Genomic DNA, 14,966 nt, shown 5'->3' on the forward strand with positions numbered 1-14,966 from the left:
GCGCTGGGCACCGGCCGTCGGCTGAGCGCGCCGGACACGGTGCCGCTCGCGTTGTGGGTCGCGGCCCGGCACCTGGACGACTACCCCGGTGCGGTGTGGACGGCCGCGCCGGTGGCCGACGACGTGGACACCGTCTGCGCGATCGTGGGCGGGATCGTGGCCGGCCGGGTCGGCGCGTCGGGCGTGCCACGGGAGTGGCGCACGTCCTGCGAACCCTTGCCGGCGTGGGTACTTCCTCCGGAATGACCTCGTCCACTCCATTGTAGACAGACACCATACGTGACTTGTCCACAAGTGACGACGTTGTCCACAGCGGACACCACCCAGCCGTTTCCGTCAGGCCTCGCCGGTAGACTGGCACGTGAGGGTGGCCCCCGGGATAGGGTGGGGCTTTCGTTTCTGGCGTTCTGCACGCGCGTGCGCGCGGGGGTTATGGTGGCGCGGGGGTTATGGCGGACCAGTCGAGGGTCAGTTCGCCCAGGCGCCAGCGTTTTCGGGTGTCGCGGACCGGCCAGCCGTCGTCGGCCAGCAGGCGCGCCGTCTCCGCCCAGCGGGCTCTCGGGCCGAACGTCGAGTACGGGGCGGCGCTCGCCCAGCAGCGGTCCAGCGCGGCGAACAGCGCGTGCACCGGCTCCCCGGGCACGTTGCGGTGGATCAGGGACTTCGGCAGCCGTTCCGCCAGGTCCGACGGCCGCGTGAGGTCCGCCGGGCGGCACGCCAGCGTGAACAGCCGAGGCCCGGCCGCCGACAGCGTCACCCAGCAGCACCGCCGGCCGAGCTCGTCGCACGTCCCCTCCACCAGCAGGCCGCCGGGCGCGAGCCGGTCGAGCATCGTCGTCCACGCGGCGCTGACCTCGTCCTCGGCGTACTGGCGGAGCACGTTGAACGCCCGCACCAGCACCGGCCGCGTGCCGGCCAGCTCGAAGCCGCCACGGCGGAACGCGAGGTGCGGCGGGTCGGCGGCCGCCGCGGCGGCGTCGACGCGCTCGGGGTCGAGCTCCAGCCCGAGCACCCGCACACCCGACCGGACCGACCGCAGCCGGGTGGCGAGCTCCACGGTGGTCACCGGCGACGAGCCGTACCCGACGTCGACGACCAGCGGCGAGTCGGCGCCCAGCGCGGAGCGAACGAGGGCGGAGCCCATCAGCCAACGGTCAACCCGGCGCAGCCGGTTCGGATTCGTCGTCCCCCTGGTCGGCGTGCCAAGGGGAACGGTCAGGCGCGCGCGGCGAGCCACTTCTCGGCGTACTCGACCTCCGTGGCCAGGAGCTTTCCGACCTGGTCGGCGACGACCCGCTCCAGCTTGCCGCCGATCAACGGGATGCTCACCTTCACCTGAGCACTGATCACCAGCGTGGCGCCCGACGTGGTGCCGGCGATCCGGATGCGGCCCTGGAGCTCGCCCGGCACGCCGGAGATCGTCACCCGGCTCGTGCCCGCGTAGCGGTCGCCCTCGGGTCGCCAGCGCTCCTCGCGCTCCACCACCAGGTCGCCGCCGCCCAGTGCCGACCGTGCGGCGCTGGGCAGCCTGGCCGCGTCCATGCCCTGGCGCATCCGGAACCGCACCCGGTCGCCGTCGCGAGCGTGCTCGAGCAGCGCCGCGTTCTTGCCGCCGATCTCCCGCAGGCGTTCGGTGAGGAATGCCTCGTCAACGAGGGTCTTGAAGACCACGTCGGCCGCCGCGGTGAACGTCGACCGGTGCTCCAGGCTGGTTGCCATGCGACGGAGGTTACCGTTGGGGCCCATGACCAGCCTCCCCCTCGGCGCGGACGGGATCGTGGCCCGTTCCGCGGTCCCCCTGTCCGGGTACACCACCCTGCGGCTCGGCGGCCCCGCGGCCCGGTTCGTGGCGGCCCGATCCGCCGAGGACGTCGCCGCTGCGGTCAGAGCGGCCGACGGCCGGGGTGAGCCGGTTCTCGTGCTGGGCGGCGGGTCCAACCTGGTCGTCGCCGACGAGGGGTTCGACGGCACGGTCGTGCACGTCGCCAACCGTGGCAGCAAGATCGACTCACTGGGCGACGGACGGGTCGCGCTGACCGTCGAGGCCGGCGAGGACTGGGACGCCGTCGTGTGCCGGACCGTCGAGGCCGGGCTCGGCGGGCTCGAGTGCCTGTCGGGCATCCCGGGCTCGGTCGGCGCGACGCCGGTACAGAACGTCGGCGCGTACGGGATCGAGATCGCCCAGCTGCTGATCTCGGTGGACCTGCTGGACCGCGCGGCCGGCGAGATCCGCACGCTCGGCGCCGAGGAGCTCGGGCTCGGCTACCGGACGAGCGTGCTGAAGGGCACCGAGCGTGCCGTCGTGCTGCGCGTCCGCTTCGAGCTCGCCGACGGCGGGATGTCCGCGCCGATCCGGTACACGGAGCTGGCGCGGGTGCTCGGCGTGCGCCAGGGCCGGCGGGTCCCGGTCGAGCGGGCCCGCCAGGCGGTGCTGGAGTTGCGGCGTGGCAAGGGAATGGTGCTCGACCCGGCCGACAACGACACCTGGAGCGTGGGCTCGTTCTTCACGAACCCGATCGTGCTCAAGCGTGATCTCGGCGGTGTGCTGTCCCGGATCGCGGCGCGCCTGGGCGCGGACGTGCCGGTGCCGCAGTACCCGGCGGGCGTCGGCGCGTCGAAGCTGTCGGCCGCGTGGCTGATCGAGCGTGCGGGCTTCGCGCGGGGCTACCCGGCCGCGGACGGCCGCGTGGCGTTGTCCGGCAAACACACCCTGGCGCTGACGAACCGCGGCACGGCGACGACCGAGGACCTGCTGTCCCTGGCCAGTGAGGTTCGCGACGGCGTCCGCGTCGCGTTTGGTGTGGACCTGCACCCGGAACCGGTCCTGGTCGGCTGCACCCTCTGACCAAGCGCCAGCCGGCCCCAAAACCGTCCACCCCAAGCAAAAGCCCCCACGCGCGCACGCGCGTGCAGAACGCAAGAAACGAAAGCCCCACCCTGTCCCGGGGGCCACCCTCACATGCCAGCCTACCGGGAGGTGCTGACAAAAGGCGTGGTCGCGGTCTTGCTGTGGACAGCTGGGCCGGTTGTGGACTACTCGCGGTGCGTGCGGGTCGCGGAGGCCTGGGCGCGGGGTTTGAGGACGATCTGGTCGATGTTGACGTGTGGCGGGCGGGTCACCGCGAAGGTGATCGTGTCGGCCACGTCCTGCGCGGTCAGCGGGGTGACGCCGGCGTACACCGCGTCCGCGCGAGACCGGTCGCCCCCGAGGCGGACCAGCGAGAACTCCGTCTCCACCATGCCCGGCAGGATCTCGGTGAACCGGACGGGCTGGCCGAGGTGCTCGCCGCGCAGGGTCCGGTGCAGCGCGGACTGGGCATGCTTCGCGCTGGTGTAGCCCGCGCCGTTGTCGTAGACCTCGTACGCCGCGATCGACGTCACCGTCACCACGTGGCCGTCGCCCGAGGCGGTCAGTGCCGGCAGCAGGGCCTTCGTCAGCCGCAGCGTGCCCAGGACGTTCGTCTCCCACATCCAGCGCCAGTGGTCCTCGTCCGCGTCCGCCACCGGCGCCAGGCCGCGCGCGCCACCCGCGTTGTTGACCAGTACGCGGCAGGACGGCACCGCGGCGACGAACTCCGACACCGACGCGGGCGAGGTCACGTCGAGCGGCAGTGCCGTGCCGCCGATCTTCGCGGCGACGGCCTCGAGACGGTCGACGCGGCGAGCGCCGACTACCACGTGGAATCCTTGGGCCGCAAGCCCTCGGGCCGCGGCCTCGCCGATTCCCGAGCTTGCTCCGGTAACGATCGCGGTGCCGATAGCGTTCACGTTTGTTGATCCTCCAGTGCGAGGTATCCCGGGTGGGTACGACGCTGGGCGTGACCACTGTCACACTCGACTCCACGCACCTCGCCCAGCTGCCAGGCGTCCTCACTTACGAGGGCCAGACTCACGCGGAGGTTGAGACGGTGAGATCCAAGCGGTTGTTCGGTACGGTCGTCGCCCTGCTGGCGAGCCTCTCGTTGCTCGCCGCCTGCTCCGACGACTCCGACAGCGCCGGCTTCGGCGTGGATCTGCCCGACAAGAAGAAGAAGGCTGAGACGCCGGCTGCCAAGATCACCTTCGCTCCCGCGGACGGCGCCGAGGACGTGTCCGTGCTGGAGCCGATCAAGATCATCGTCGACGGTGGCGAGCTGACCGAGGCCAAGGTGATCACCCCCGCCGGCAAGGAGGTCATCGGCGAGCTCGCGCCGGACAAGCTGAGCTGGACCAGCGGCGAGGTCCTCGGCTACGGCAAGACATACAAGTACTCCGCCAAGGCCGAGAACGAGGCGGGCAACGAGTCGACGCAGGAGGGCAGCTTCACCACGCTCGCCCCCGCCGCGACCCCGCGCGCCACGATCAACCCGGGCGACGACGCCACGGTCGGCGTCGGCATGCCGGTCAGCGTCAAGTTCCCCGAGGGCCCGGTGACCGACAAGGCCGCCGTGGAGAAGGCCCTCAAGGTCGAGACCTCCGTCCCGGTCGAGGGCTCCTGGGGCTGGCTGGGCGACCAGCAGGTCGACTGGCGGCCCAAGGAGTACTGGCCCGCCAACACGAAGGTCACCGTGAACGCCAAGCTCTACGGCCTGCCCTACGGCGGCGGCGCGTACGGCAAGGCCGACCTGTCCACGTCGTTCACCATCGGCCGCAACCAGGTCGTGAAGATCAACACGCCAGACCACAAGATGAACGTCTACCGGGACGGCAAGCTCACCGCGAGCTACCCGGCCAGCAACGGCAAGGACGCCGACCCGAACCTGAACACGCCCAACGGCACCGTGGTCGTGATGTCGAAGGAGCCCGTCGGCGACTTCTCCAACCCGCGCTACGGATACACGAACGTCAAGAAGAAGTGGGCCGTCCGCATCTCCAACCACGGTGAGTTCATCCACGAGAACGAGGAGAACCGCGCCAACATCGGCAAGGTCAACAGCTCGCACGGCTGCGTCAACCTGTTCGAGAAGGACGCGAAGAAGTACTACGACAGCGCGCTGATCGGCGACCCGGTCGAGATCACCGGCTCGAAGGCCAAGTTCCCGACCACGTCGGACGTGTTCGACTGGCTGATCCCGTGGAGCCAGTGGCAGACGATGTCGGCCTTGTGATCACGGAGTGATCGCGGGCATCACGGGCGCGGGCGGCGTGCGGCTGGCCGTCCGCGAGGTGGGCGACGCGGACAAGCCCCCGATCGTGCTGCTGCACGGCTGGTCCGCGAACAGCGCGGCCTGGGCGGGCCAGCTCGCCGACCCCACGCTCACCGCACACCATCGGCTGGTGGCCGTCGACCTGCGCGGGCACGGCGGGTCCGACGCGCCGGACCCGGCCGAGGGCGGGTACGCCGACCCGGCCGTGTGGGCTGGCGACGTCGCGGCGGTGCTCGAGCGGACCGGGCCGGCGGTGCTGGTCGGCTGGTCCTACGGCGGCCTCGTGATCACCGACTACCTGCGGGAACGCGGCACGGACGGCGTCGCCGGCATCGTGCTCGTCGGTGCGATCACCGAGATCGGGCCCGGCAACCCCGGCGGTGCGGTGGGCCCGGCCTGGGACGGCCTGATGCGGCCGGCGCTGTCCGACGACCCGGCGGTCGCGGTGCCGGCACTCACCGCGCTCGCCGGTCGCATGACCGCGTCGCCGCTGCCCGGCGCCGCCGTCCAGCGGCTGCTCTCCGACATGCTGCGGGTGCCGCCGGCCGTGCGCGCGGCGCTGTTCCGGCGAACGCTCGGCAGTGCGGACGTGCTGGTCCGGGCGTCCGTGCCGGCGCTGATCGTGCACGGCGAGCGCGACGAGGTGATCAGCCCGCGGGCGGCCGAGTACGCGGGTGGGAAGATTCCCGGCGCCCGCCTGCGTTGGTTTCCAGACGTGGGCCATATGCCGTTCGTGGAACGAGCCGCGGAGTTCAACGCTGTCTTGGGCGAGTTCGCGGGGTCGACCACCAGCCACTAGTCGGGAGTGGATGTGCGGGAAGCCAGCAATGCCGGTAGCAGTGTCGCCGACGGTGTCGGTCTTGGTTCGGTCGTTCGGCTCCACCGGCCGCCCCGCAGAGTCGCCGTCCTGTCCGTCCACACCTCACCGCTCGAGCAGCCGGGCACCGGCGACGCGGGCGGCATGAACGTCTACATCACCCAGACCGCGACGCGGATGGCCCGGCGCGGCATCGCCGTCGAGGTGTTCACCCGGGCCACCTCGTCCGACCTGCCGCCGGTCGCGGAGCTCGCGCCGGGCGTGCTGGTCCGGCACGTGCACGCCGGCCCGTTCGAGGGGCTCGGCAAGGACGAGCTGCCCGCCCAGCTGTGCGCCTTCACCGCCGGCGTGCTGCGTGCCGAAGCACGCCACGAGCCGGGCTACTACGACCTCGTGCACTCGCACTACTGGCTGTCCGGGCAGGTCGGCTGGCTCGCCCGGGACCGGTGGGGCGTGCCGCTGGTGTACTCCGCGCACACGCTGGCCAAGGTCAAGAACCTCGCGCTGGCCGACGGCGACACCGCGGAGCCGCGGACCCGGGTGATCGGCGAGCAGGAGGTCGTCGACAAGGCCGACCAGCTGATCGCGAACACCGCGGTCGAGGCCGGCCAGCTCGTCGACCTCTACGACGCCGCGCCCGAGAAGGTCAACACCGTGGCGCCGGGCGTCGACCTGGACCTGTTCCGCCCCGGTGACCGTGCCGCGGCCCGCGCCGCGCTGGGCATCCGGCCGGATGCCGTGGTGCTCGCGTTCGTCGGGCGGATCCAGCCGCTCAAGGCGCCGGACGTGCTGTTACGGGCGGCGGCCGAGCTGCTCGCCCGCGGCGCCGTGCCGCGCGAGCGGATGGCGGTCGTGGTGGTCGGCGGGCCGTCCGGGTCGGGCCTGGACGCGCCCACGTCGCTGCAGAAGCTGGCCGCCGCGCTGGGCATCGCCGACGTGGTGCGGTTCCTGCCGGCGCGGCGCGGTGCGGACCTGGTGGACGTGTACCGCGCGGCCGACGTCGTGGCGGTGCCCAGTCACAACGAGTCGTTCGGGCTCGTCGCGCTCGAGGCTCAGGCGTGCGGCACGCCGGTCGTCGCCGCCGCGGTCGGCGGGCTGCCGGTGGCCGTGGCGGACCGGTCGTCCGGGTTGCTGGTGCGTGGGCACGAGCCGGCCGCGTGGGCCGCGGCGTTGTCGCGGGTCGTGCTGTATCCCGAGGCCCGCGAGCGGTTCGCGGCCGGTGCGGTGGCGCACGCGAACGAGTTCTCCTGGGACCGCACGACCGACGAACTGGTGGCAGGCTATGTCGAGGCGGTGGGCGCGTTCCGCCGGGCGGTCGTCGACACGGGGGTGGCGGTGTGACGGATCTCGACGCGGTGATCATGGCAGCGCTCGACGAGCGAGAGCTGGCCTACGAGCATCCCGCGGCGGGCCGGTTCTTCGTGACGCTGCCGGGGACCAAGAAGCTGCGGACGAACTGCTGGCTGCAGGTCGGCGAGCACGCGATGGTCGTGGAGGCGTTCGTCTGCCGCCGCCCCGACGAGGCGCACGAGGCGGTGTACCGCTTTCTGTTGCAGCGCAACGCGAAGCTGTACGGCGTGCACTACACGATCGACCACGTCGGCGACATCTACCTGGTCGGCAGGGTCAGCCTGGACGCGGTGAGCGCGGACGAGCTGGACCGTGTGCTGGGCCAGGTCGTGGAGGCCGCCGACGGCGACTTCAACGCGCTGCTGGAGATCGGCTTCGCGTCGTCGATCCGGCGTGAGTACGAGTGGCGGGTCTCGCGCGGCGAGTCGCTCGCGAACCTCAAGGCGTTCGAGCACCTGCTGACGCCTGGCGAGCCGCGGGACTGACACGGGCCGAGACGGAGCCGAGACGGGCTCGCGGGGCGGCTCGAGCGAGGGGGGAGTCGCGATCTCGAGCCGCCCCGCGTGGGTTCCCGCCGCGTCGGAGCCCTGAGGCGGGGGGCACCCTGGGATTCCGGGCGGGGCGCGGCTCGGCAGGGGAGACGAGCCGCACTGCTGCCCTCCCGGATCAGGGAGTGCGTGGGAGCTGATCCGGTCAGGCGCTGTCAACCTGTCAGAAGTCGGCCGGTTACACAAGGCCACTGGTCACGACGCATTGGGTTAATCGCATTCCGTAGGTAACGATTTGGTCACGAAGCAAGCTGCGTAGTCAACTACCTGTGCCTTCGCGCCTCTGGCGTGCACCGAACGGGTGGTGAGGTGCGGAGACGCACGATCTGGCACGCTTCGGGTCATGGCTGGCTCCATGCACCCGAACGGCTCCGTCGTCGGGACCCTGATTCTGCTCCGCCACGGCGAAAGCGTGTGGAACGCGGAGAACCTGTTCACCGGCTGGGTCGACGTCGGCCTGTCGGAGAAGGGCGAGGCCGAGGCCCACCGCGGCGGTGAGCTCCTCGTCGAGCACGACCTGCTGCCCGACGTCGTGCACACCTCGCTGCTGCGCCGGGCGATCACGACGGCGAACATCACGCTGGACGTGGCGGACCGGCACTGGATCGACGTGCGCCGGGACTGGCGGCTCAACGAGCGGCACTACGGAGCGCTGCAGGGCAAGAACAAGAAGCAGACGATGGAGGAGTTCGGCGAGGAGCAGTTCATGCTCTGGCGCCGGTCGTACGCGACGCCGCCACCGCCGATCGAGCCGGGCGGCGAGTTCAGTCAGGACCGGGACCCGCGGTACGTGGCGGTGGGCGCGCAGGATGTGCTGACCGAGTGCCTGAAGGACGTCGTGGCGCGGTTCCTGCCGTACTGGGAGTCGGCGATCGTGCCGGACCTGCGCGCGGGCCGGACCGTGCTCGTCGCCGCGCACGGGAACTCGCTGCGCGCCCTGGTGAAGTACCTGGACCGCGTCTCCGACGACGCCATCGCCAACCTGAACATCCCGACCGGGATCCCGCTGCGCTACGACCTGTCCGAGGACCTGCAACCACTGAACCCGGGCGGCACCTACCTGGACCCCCTGGCCGCCGAGACGGCCGCGGCCGCGGTCGCCAACCAGGGCCGCTGACGACGCCGTCGGCGACCTGTCCACAGGTCGACAGGCTGTCCACAGCCAAGATCGACATCGCCCGTCGTGTCGGGGTGCACCGATAGACTGGCCGTGGGTGGCCCCCCGGGATCGGGTGGGGCTTTCGTCGGTCTGGTGACACGCGCGCGTGTGCGCGGGGGTTGTTGCGCGTTCGGCGGGACTGTTCGGTGGGGGCGAGCCGGGTGGCCGAGGGTTGGCTCGGGGCGTGTGGCAGGGGGCGCGCTGGGTCAGACCAGGCCGAGTTCTCGGGCGCGGACGCCGGCTTGGAAGCGGGTGTCCGCGCCGAGGGCGGCCATCAGTTCGGCGACCCGGCGACGGTAGGTGCGCACGCCCAGGCCGAGCTTGCGGGCCGCCGTCTCGTCCTTGCCGCCCGCGGCCAGCAGCTCCAGCACCCGCGGCGCCAGCGTGCGCAGCTCCGTGTGCTCGGCGTCGTACACCGCCAGTGCCGTGGAGTTCCGCCACGCGGCCTCGAACAGCGACGCCACGCCCTGCACCACTTCCGGCTGCGAGATCACGCTGTACGACCGCTGCCCGGCCGACAGGTCGCCGGCGAGGATCGCGACGCGGCGGTCCAGGATGATCGTCTCGTTGACCTCGTCCTGGGTGATCCGGATGTCCGCGCCCGCCTTGCGCAGCGACTCCAGGTACTGGGCCATCGACGGGTTCAGCAGCACCCCGGGCCGGTAGACCTTGCGCACCCGCACGCCCGCCCGGTGATGCCGGGCCACCTCCGCCGCGCTGTGCGGCTGGGGCCGGGTCGCCGCCCACGTGTTCAGGTCGTTCGCCGCGCACGCGACCTCGGTGGCCGCCGCGAACAGGTGGGCGGTGCGCGCGAACAGCTCGTCCTCGCCGCGCACGATCGCGACCTGGGCCGTCTCCATGCCCCAAGTCTGCCCGCGCCCGCAAGCCCGACCTCGCGTACCGGCAACAAGTTGCCAACCCGAGCGCGCCGCCGAACCCGCGGGAAGGCTGGAGCCATGACCACAGACACGCTCACCGCCGCCGCCTCGGGGACCTGGCGACTCGGCGACCACACCGTCAACCGGCTCGGCTACGGCGCCATGCGGATCATGGCGAAGGCGAACGGCGAACCCAGCGACCGCGACACGGCGATCGCCGTGCTGCGCCGCGCCGTCGAGCTCGGCGTCAACCACATCGACACCGCCGCGTTCTACTTCTCCGCGCTGCGCTCGGCCAACGAGCTGATCAACACCGCGCTCGCGCCCTACCCGGACGACCTCGTGATCACCACCAAGGTCGGCCCCGGCCGCGACGCCTCCGGCGACTGGCTGCCGCCCGCCCGGCCCGAGCGGCTGCGCGGCCAGGTCGAGGAGAACCTGCGCCAGCTCGGCCGCGACCACCTCGACGTCGTGAACCTGCGCCTCGGCGCCGCCCTCGACCGCGGGGAGGGCTCGCTGGCCGACCGCTTCGGCGCGCTCGCCGAGCTCCGCGAGGCCGGCCTCATCCGCCACCTCGGCATCTCCAACGTCGGCGCCGAGCACCTCGAGGAGGCGCTGGCGATCGCGCCCGTCGTGTGCGTGCAGAACAAGTACTCGCTGACCACCGCCCGGGAGGACGACGCGCTGATCGCGCTCTGCGCCGAGCGCGGTGTCGCCTTCGTGCCGTTCTTCGCCATCGCGAGCGGGAGCGTCGGGAGCGTCGGCGGTGGCCCGACCACCCGCGAGCAGGACGACCGCGACCGGGCCGCCTCATCCGCCACCGAGCGGGTCGCGAGGGAGCACGGGGTGCGCCCGGCGCAGGTCCGGCTGGCCTGGACCCTCCACAAAGGTCCGAACGTGCTCGCCATCCCCGGCACCGGCAACCTCGACCACCTCGCGGAGAACGTCGCCGCCGGCGCGCTGCGGCTGACCGCCGACGACCTGGCCCGGTTGGACACGATCGCGTGAACGCGGGTTGACGGCGGAACGAACAACTCCCCGATCGATGTCGGGACCGTCACTCCGGCCCGCGTCGGACTGGCCCATCCCGCACCTGACCTGCTTACGATTCGACCGTGACCGACTTGGTCTGGATCGTCCCGGCGTTGCTCGTCGGTCTCGGCGCGGGCTTCGCGGTGGGCCGGGCCCGCCGGCCCAGCGCACCGGCCCCGGCCGGACCGAGCATCTCGATCCTCCTCCAGCGGCTCATGCGGTCCTCGCACAACGCGATCGTGATCCTCAACGAGTTCGGCGACGTGGTGCTGCACAACCCGCGCGCGGTCGAGCTCGGCGTCGTGCGCAACCGCCGGGTGAGCACCCGGACGAAGGAGGCGGCCGAGCAGGTCGGGGAGACCGGGGAGCCGGTCGAGATCGACCTCTCCCCGGCTGAGCGGGGCGTCCAGTTCGGCCGCGGGCCGGAGGCGGTGCGCGGCGAGGTCCGCCCGCTCGGCGACGGCTTCATGGTCGTCGACGCGGCCGACGAGTCCGAGGCGGTCCGGCTCGAGGCGACCCGGCGGGACTTCGTGGCCAACGTGAGCCACGAGCTGAAGACCCCGGTCGGTGCGATGGCGCTGCTCGCCGAGGCCGTCCTCGACTCCGCCGACGATCCCTCGTCGGTCCGCCGGTTCACCGGCAAGATCCTCCACGAGGCCACCCGCCTCGGCACGCTCGTCACCGAGCTCATCGCGCTGTCCCGGCTGCAGGGCGCCGAGGGCTTGCCCGAGCTGAACGTGGTCGAGGTCGACGGCGTGGTCCGTGACGCGCTCGGCCGCGCGCAGCTCGCGCAGGAGTCCACCGGCATCGCGATCGCCACCGACCCGGACAGCCGCCTGCTCGTCGACGGCGACCGCACGCTGCTCGCCACCGCGCTCGCGAACCTGCTGGAGAACGCGGTCGCCTACTCCCCGCCCGGCAACCCCGTGTCGATCAGCCGCCGGCGGGTCGGCAGGTTCGTGGAGATCGCGGTGACCGACCGCGGCATCGGGATCCCCGAGGAGGAGCAGCAGCGCGTCTTCGAGCGGTTCTACCGACTGGACCGGGCGCGCTCGCGGGCCACCGGCGGCACCGGGCTCGGGCTGGCGATCGTCAAGCACGTCGCCGCCAACCACGGCGGCGAGGTCAGGCTGTGGAGTCGGCCGGGTACGGGCTCCACGTTCACGCTGCGCATCCCCGCGCACAGCGTGAGCGGTTCAACCGACGGCTCCGACCATGGAGAACGGCAAGTGACGCACCATTCTTCGACATCGGGCAGGAAGCCCGCCCACTCCCCAACCGCACCTCAGGGGACCGTGACGCAACCCAGCCACAAGAAACAGACCAAGCCGCCGGCAACACATGCCAGCGTGACCCAACGTAAAAGTTCCGGGGAGGCGGCATTGTGACCAGGGTGCTGATCGTCGAGGACGAGGAGTCCTTCGCCGACCCGCTCGCGTTCCTGCTGCGCAAGGAGGGGTTCACCGCCGCGGTCGCGAGCACCGGCCAGCAGGCGCTCGAGGAGTTCGACCGCAACGGCGCCGACATCGTGCTGCTCGACCTCATGCTGCCCGGGATGAGCGGCACCGACGTGTGCAAGGCGCTGCGCCAGCGCTCGACCGTCCCGGTGATCATGGTGACCGCCCGGGAGAGCGAGATCGACAAGGTCGTCGGGCTGGAGATCGGCGCCGACGACTACGTGACCAAGCCGTACTCGGCCCGCGAGCTCATCGCACGGGTGCGCGCGGTGCTGCGCCGCGGCGGCGAGACCGGTGAGAACGGCCGCGGCGATCCGCAGGTCCTGGCCGCCGGCCCGGTGCGGATGGACGTGGAGCGGCACGTGGTGACCGTCGGCGGCGGCGAGATCCCGCTACCGCTCAAGGAGTTCGACCTGCTCGAGTACCTGCTGCGCAACGTCGGCCGGGTGCTCACCCGAGGCCAGCTGATCGACCGCGTGTGGGGCGCGGACTACGTCGGCGACACCAAGACCCTCGACGTGCACGTCAAGCGGCTGCGCTCGAAGATCGAACCCGACCCGGCGTCGCCCCGGCATCTGGTTACCGTGCGCGGGTTGGGGTACAAGTTCGAATCGTGAGGAAGTTCTTCCCGTTTCGCGACCAACTAGTAATCTAGCGCCTCGTGCGCCTAGGGGTTCTAGACGTCGGTTCCAACACCGTCCACCTGCTCGTCGTGGATGCGCATCGGGGCGCGCACCCGATGCCCGCCAGCTCGGAGAAGACCGTGCTGCGCCTCGCCGAGCGGATCACCGCGGACGGCAAGCTCTCCGTCGAGGGAGCCGACCACCTCGTGCACACCGTCGCGGAGGCGAAGGGGGCGGCCGCGAAGCTCGGCTGCGAGGACCTGATGGCGTTCGCGACCTCCGCGGTGCGCGACGCCGACAACGTCGCCGAGGTGCTCGACCGGGTCCATGAGGAGACCGGGGTCGAGCTGCGGGTGCTGACCGGCACCGACGAGGCCCGGCTGACCTTCCTCGCCGCCCGCCGCTGGTACGGCTGGTCGGCCGGCAAGCTCCTCGTGCTCGACATCGGCGGTGGCTCGCTCGAGCTCGCGATGGGCGTGGACGAGGCGCCCGACTTCGCGCGGTCGGTGCCGCTGGGCGCGGGCCGGCTGACCCGCGAGCGGTTCACGAGTGATCCGCCCCGCCGCGAGGAGGTCACGGCGACCGCCGAGTGGCTCGCCGGTGAGCTGGCACCCGTCGCGAAGAAGGTTGCCAAACAGGGCGAACCGGACCGCGTCGTGGCGACCTCGAAGACGTTCCGCTCGCTGGCCCGGCTGACCGGCGCCGCGCCCTCGTCGGCCGGTCCGCGGGTGCGCCGGGTGCTGACCGAGCCGGGGTTGCGCCAGCTCATCGCGTTCATCTCGCGGATGCCGGCGGCCGACCTCGCCGAGCTGGAGGGCGTCAGCTCGAGCCGGGCGCATCAGCTGCTCGCCGGCGCGCTCGTCGCCCAGGCCACGATGCGGGCGCTGGGCCGAGCGGAACTCGAGATCTGCCCGTGGGCGCTGCGGGAAGGTGTCATCCTGCGACGCCTCGACCAGACGAACGGTGAGGATTCCTGATGCTTGGCGAAAGCCCACCGGGGGAGCCTCCATAATGTTGGCAGTCAACTCTGTGGCTCGCGCCCGCGGGCCGCGTACTGAGCGCACCGGCGCTGGACGATCCGGCCGAGGCCGGGCACGGTGGAGTCAATGAGTCACGAAGGCGGACCTGAGCCAACTCAGCGCACAGTCGCTGAGTTGCTCGCCAAGTACGGCGCGGAGACCGGAGAAGCGGCACCGCGCCGTCGTCGGCGTCGCGCCGACGACCCGAGTGACACGGGCGCCCAGGCGATCATCGACCGCGTCAACGCCGAGAGCGGCGAGCTGCCGATCATCCGCGACGACACCCCGCCGCCCTCCCGAACCTCGCACCGCCGCGCCGACACCGGCTTCAACCGGCCCGCCGAGCCGCCACCCGGGCCGCGCCGCCGCTCGCAGCACTCGCAACCCCTGCCCCAACCGCCGCCCCAACCCCAGCCGCGACCACAGGGCCGGCCGCCAGGTCAGCCACCGCGCCAGCAGCACTCCCAGCCGCTGCCGCAGCGTCCGCAGCCGGCCCAGCAGCGCCAGCAACCGCCCGGCAACCGGTCCGGTCAGTACCCCCGGCCGAGCGGTCCGCCGTCGGGTCCGCAGTCCGGCCTGCCGGTCGGTCCGCACACCCAGTCGATGCCACCGCCGGCCGGTCCGCCGACGCAGTCCATGCCACCGCAGGTCGGCCCGCCATCGATGCCGCGGCTGCCCGCGGTCGGAAACCCCCGCGGCGGTGACCGTGGTGGTGACCGTGGTGGCCCGCGGCCCGGGGCGCCACCGCGCCAGCAGCAGTCGCAACCACTGCCGCAGCAGTCGCAACCGTTGCCGAAGCCGGCCGCGCCGCGGCAGCATTCCGGGCCGCGGCCGGTACCGGCCGGGCCGCAGCACTCCGGCGCGCTGCCGAAGCCGCAGCAGTCCCAGCCCCTGCCGGCCCCGCCCCGGGTGCCGCCGAACGGCGTGCCGCCGGGGCAGCGCAGCGGCGTGCAACCG

Annotated in this window: 16 protein-coding genes; 11 read left to right on the plus strand and 5 right to left on the minus strand. The window is 72.2% G+C overall.

Annotation, left to right across the window (positions count from 1 at the left end):
- Positions 1-246, plus strand: a 246-nt coding sequence (locus ACRDTB_RS32645) for an ADP-ribosylglycohydrolase family protein (protein ID WP_431436061.1), incomplete at its 5' end; no start/stop codon positions are given.
- A gap of 184 nt (positions 247-430) precedes the next feature.
- Here the strand turns inward: ACRDTB_RS32645 and ACRDTB_RS32650 are convergent.
- Together ACRDTB_RS32650 and ACRDTB_RS32655 are read right to left on the minus strand one after the other, a co-directional pair.
- A complete protein-coding gene (locus ACRDTB_RS32650; RefSeq protein WP_431436062.1) occupies positions 431-1,144 on the minus strand; it encodes a class I SAM-dependent methyltransferase in 714 nt (237 codons plus the stop codon).
- Positions 1,145-1,215: 71 nt separating this feature from the next.
- Positions 1,216-1,719: a DUF2505 domain-containing protein gene (locus tag ACRDTB_RS32655; RefSeq protein ID WP_431436063.1), complete on the minus strand. Its 504-nt coding sequence runs from the start codon at positions 1,717-1,719 to the stop codon at positions 1,216-1,218.
- 25 nt (positions 1,720-1,744) lie between these two features.
- Here ACRDTB_RS32655 and ACRDTB_RS32660 point away from each other — a divergent pair, with 25 nt between their 5' ends.
- On the plus strand, positions 1,745-2,845 hold the full coding sequence (locus tag ACRDTB_RS32660) for a UDP-N-acetylmuramate dehydrogenase (protein WP_431436064.1): 1,101 nt from the start codon (positions 1,745-1,747) through the stop codon (positions 2,843-2,845).
- A 188-nt stretch (positions 2,846-3,033) separates the two neighbouring features.
- Here the strand turns inward: ACRDTB_RS32660 and ACRDTB_RS32665 are convergent, their stop codons facing one another.
- Positions 3,034-3,759: an SDR family NAD(P)-dependent oxidoreductase gene (locus ACRDTB_RS32665; protein WP_431436074.1), complete on the minus strand. Its 726-nt coding sequence runs from the start codon at positions 3,757-3,759 to the stop codon at positions 3,034-3,036.
- A 149-nt stretch (positions 3,760-3,908) separates the two neighbouring features.
- On the opposite strand from ACRDTB_RS32665, the gene ACRDTB_RS32670 reads away from it, so the two are divergent.
- The 5 genes from ACRDTB_RS32670 to ACRDTB_RS32690 all read left to right on the plus strand — a co-directional run bounded on the left by ACRDTB_RS32670 (position 3,909) and on the right by ACRDTB_RS32690 (position 8,958).
- Positions 3,909-5,087 carry a L,D-transpeptidase gene (locus ACRDTB_RS32670; RefSeq protein WP_431436065.1) on the plus strand — a complete coding sequence of 393 codons (1,179 nt, stop codon included), beginning with the start codon at positions 3,909-3,911 and terminating at the stop codon, positions 5,085-5,087.
- 7 nt (positions 5,088-5,094) lie between these two features.
- The gene (locus ACRDTB_RS32675; protein WP_431436066.1) at positions 5,095-5,925 is read left to right on the plus strand and encodes an alpha/beta fold hydrolase; all 831 of its coding nucleotides are present in this window, start codon (positions 5,095-5,097) and stop codon (positions 5,923-5,925) included.
- A gap of 108 nt (positions 5,926-6,033) precedes the next feature.
- Entirely contained in the window at positions 6,034-7,284 is a 1,251-nt protein-coding gene (mshA, locus tag ACRDTB_RS32680) for a D-inositol-3-phosphate glycosyltransferase (protein WP_431436075.1), read from the plus strand.
- 20 nt (positions 7,285-7,304) lie between these two features.
- The gene (locus tag ACRDTB_RS32685; protein ID WP_431436076.1) at positions 7,305-7,778 is read left to right on the plus strand and encodes a YbjN domain-containing protein; all 474 of its coding nucleotides are present in this window, start codon (positions 7,305-7,307) and stop codon (positions 7,776-7,778) included.
- 406 nt (positions 7,779-8,184) lie between these two features.
- Entirely contained in the window at positions 8,185-8,958 is a 774-nt protein-coding gene (locus tag ACRDTB_RS32690) for a phosphoglyceromutase (protein WP_431436067.1), read from the plus strand.
- A gap of 248 nt (positions 8,959-9,206) precedes the next feature.
- Here the strand turns inward: ACRDTB_RS32690 and ACRDTB_RS32695 are convergent, their stop codons facing one another.
- Positions 9,207-9,860, minus strand: a complete 654-nt coding sequence (locus ACRDTB_RS32695) for a DNA-binding response regulator (RefSeq protein WP_431436068.1) — start codon at positions 9,858-9,860, stop codon at positions 9,207-9,209.
- A gap of 96 nt (positions 9,861-9,956) precedes the next feature.
- Here ACRDTB_RS32695 and ACRDTB_RS32700 point away from each other — a divergent pair, with 96 nt between their 5' ends.
- The 4 genes from ACRDTB_RS32700 (at position 9,957) to ACRDTB_RS32715 (ending at position 13,967) form a co-directional block, all read left to right on the plus strand.
- The gene (locus ACRDTB_RS32700) at positions 9,957-10,886 is read left to right on the plus strand and encodes an oxidoreductase (RefSeq protein WP_431436069.1); all 930 of its coding nucleotides are present in this window, start codon (positions 9,957-9,959) and stop codon (positions 10,884-10,886) included.
- A gap of 107 nt (positions 10,887-10,993) precedes the next feature.
- Positions 10,994-12,298 (plus strand): sensor histidine kinase, encoded by a 1,305-nt coding sequence (locus tag ACRDTB_RS32705; RefSeq protein WP_431436070.1) that lies wholly within the window; start codon positions 10,994-10,996, stop codon positions 12,296-12,298.
- Entirely contained in the window at positions 12,295-12,984 is a 690-nt protein-coding gene (locus ACRDTB_RS32710) for a response regulator (RefSeq protein WP_431436071.1), read from the plus strand. The genes ACRDTB_RS32705 and ACRDTB_RS32710 overlap by 4 nt, the downstream gene beginning before the upstream one ends.
- A 44-nt stretch (positions 12,985-13,028) precedes the next feature.
- Positions 13,029-13,967 carry a hypothetical protein gene (locus ACRDTB_RS32715; RefSeq protein WP_431436072.1) on the plus strand — a complete coding sequence of 313 codons (939 nt, stop codon included), beginning with the start codon at positions 13,029-13,031 and terminating at the stop codon, positions 13,965-13,967.
- Positions 13,968-14,093: 126 nt separating this feature from the next.
- Here ACRDTB_RS32715 and ACRDTB_RS32720 read toward each other — a convergent pair.
- Positions 14,094-14,966, minus strand: an 873-nt coding sequence (locus ACRDTB_RS32720) for a hypothetical protein (protein ID WP_431436073.1), incomplete at its 5' end; no start/stop codon positions are given.

The sequence above is a fragment of the Actinophytocola sp. genome (assembly GCF_050699935.1).
GTDB lineage: Bacteria > Actinomycetota > Actinomycetes > Mycobacteriales > Pseudonocardiaceae > Actinophytocola.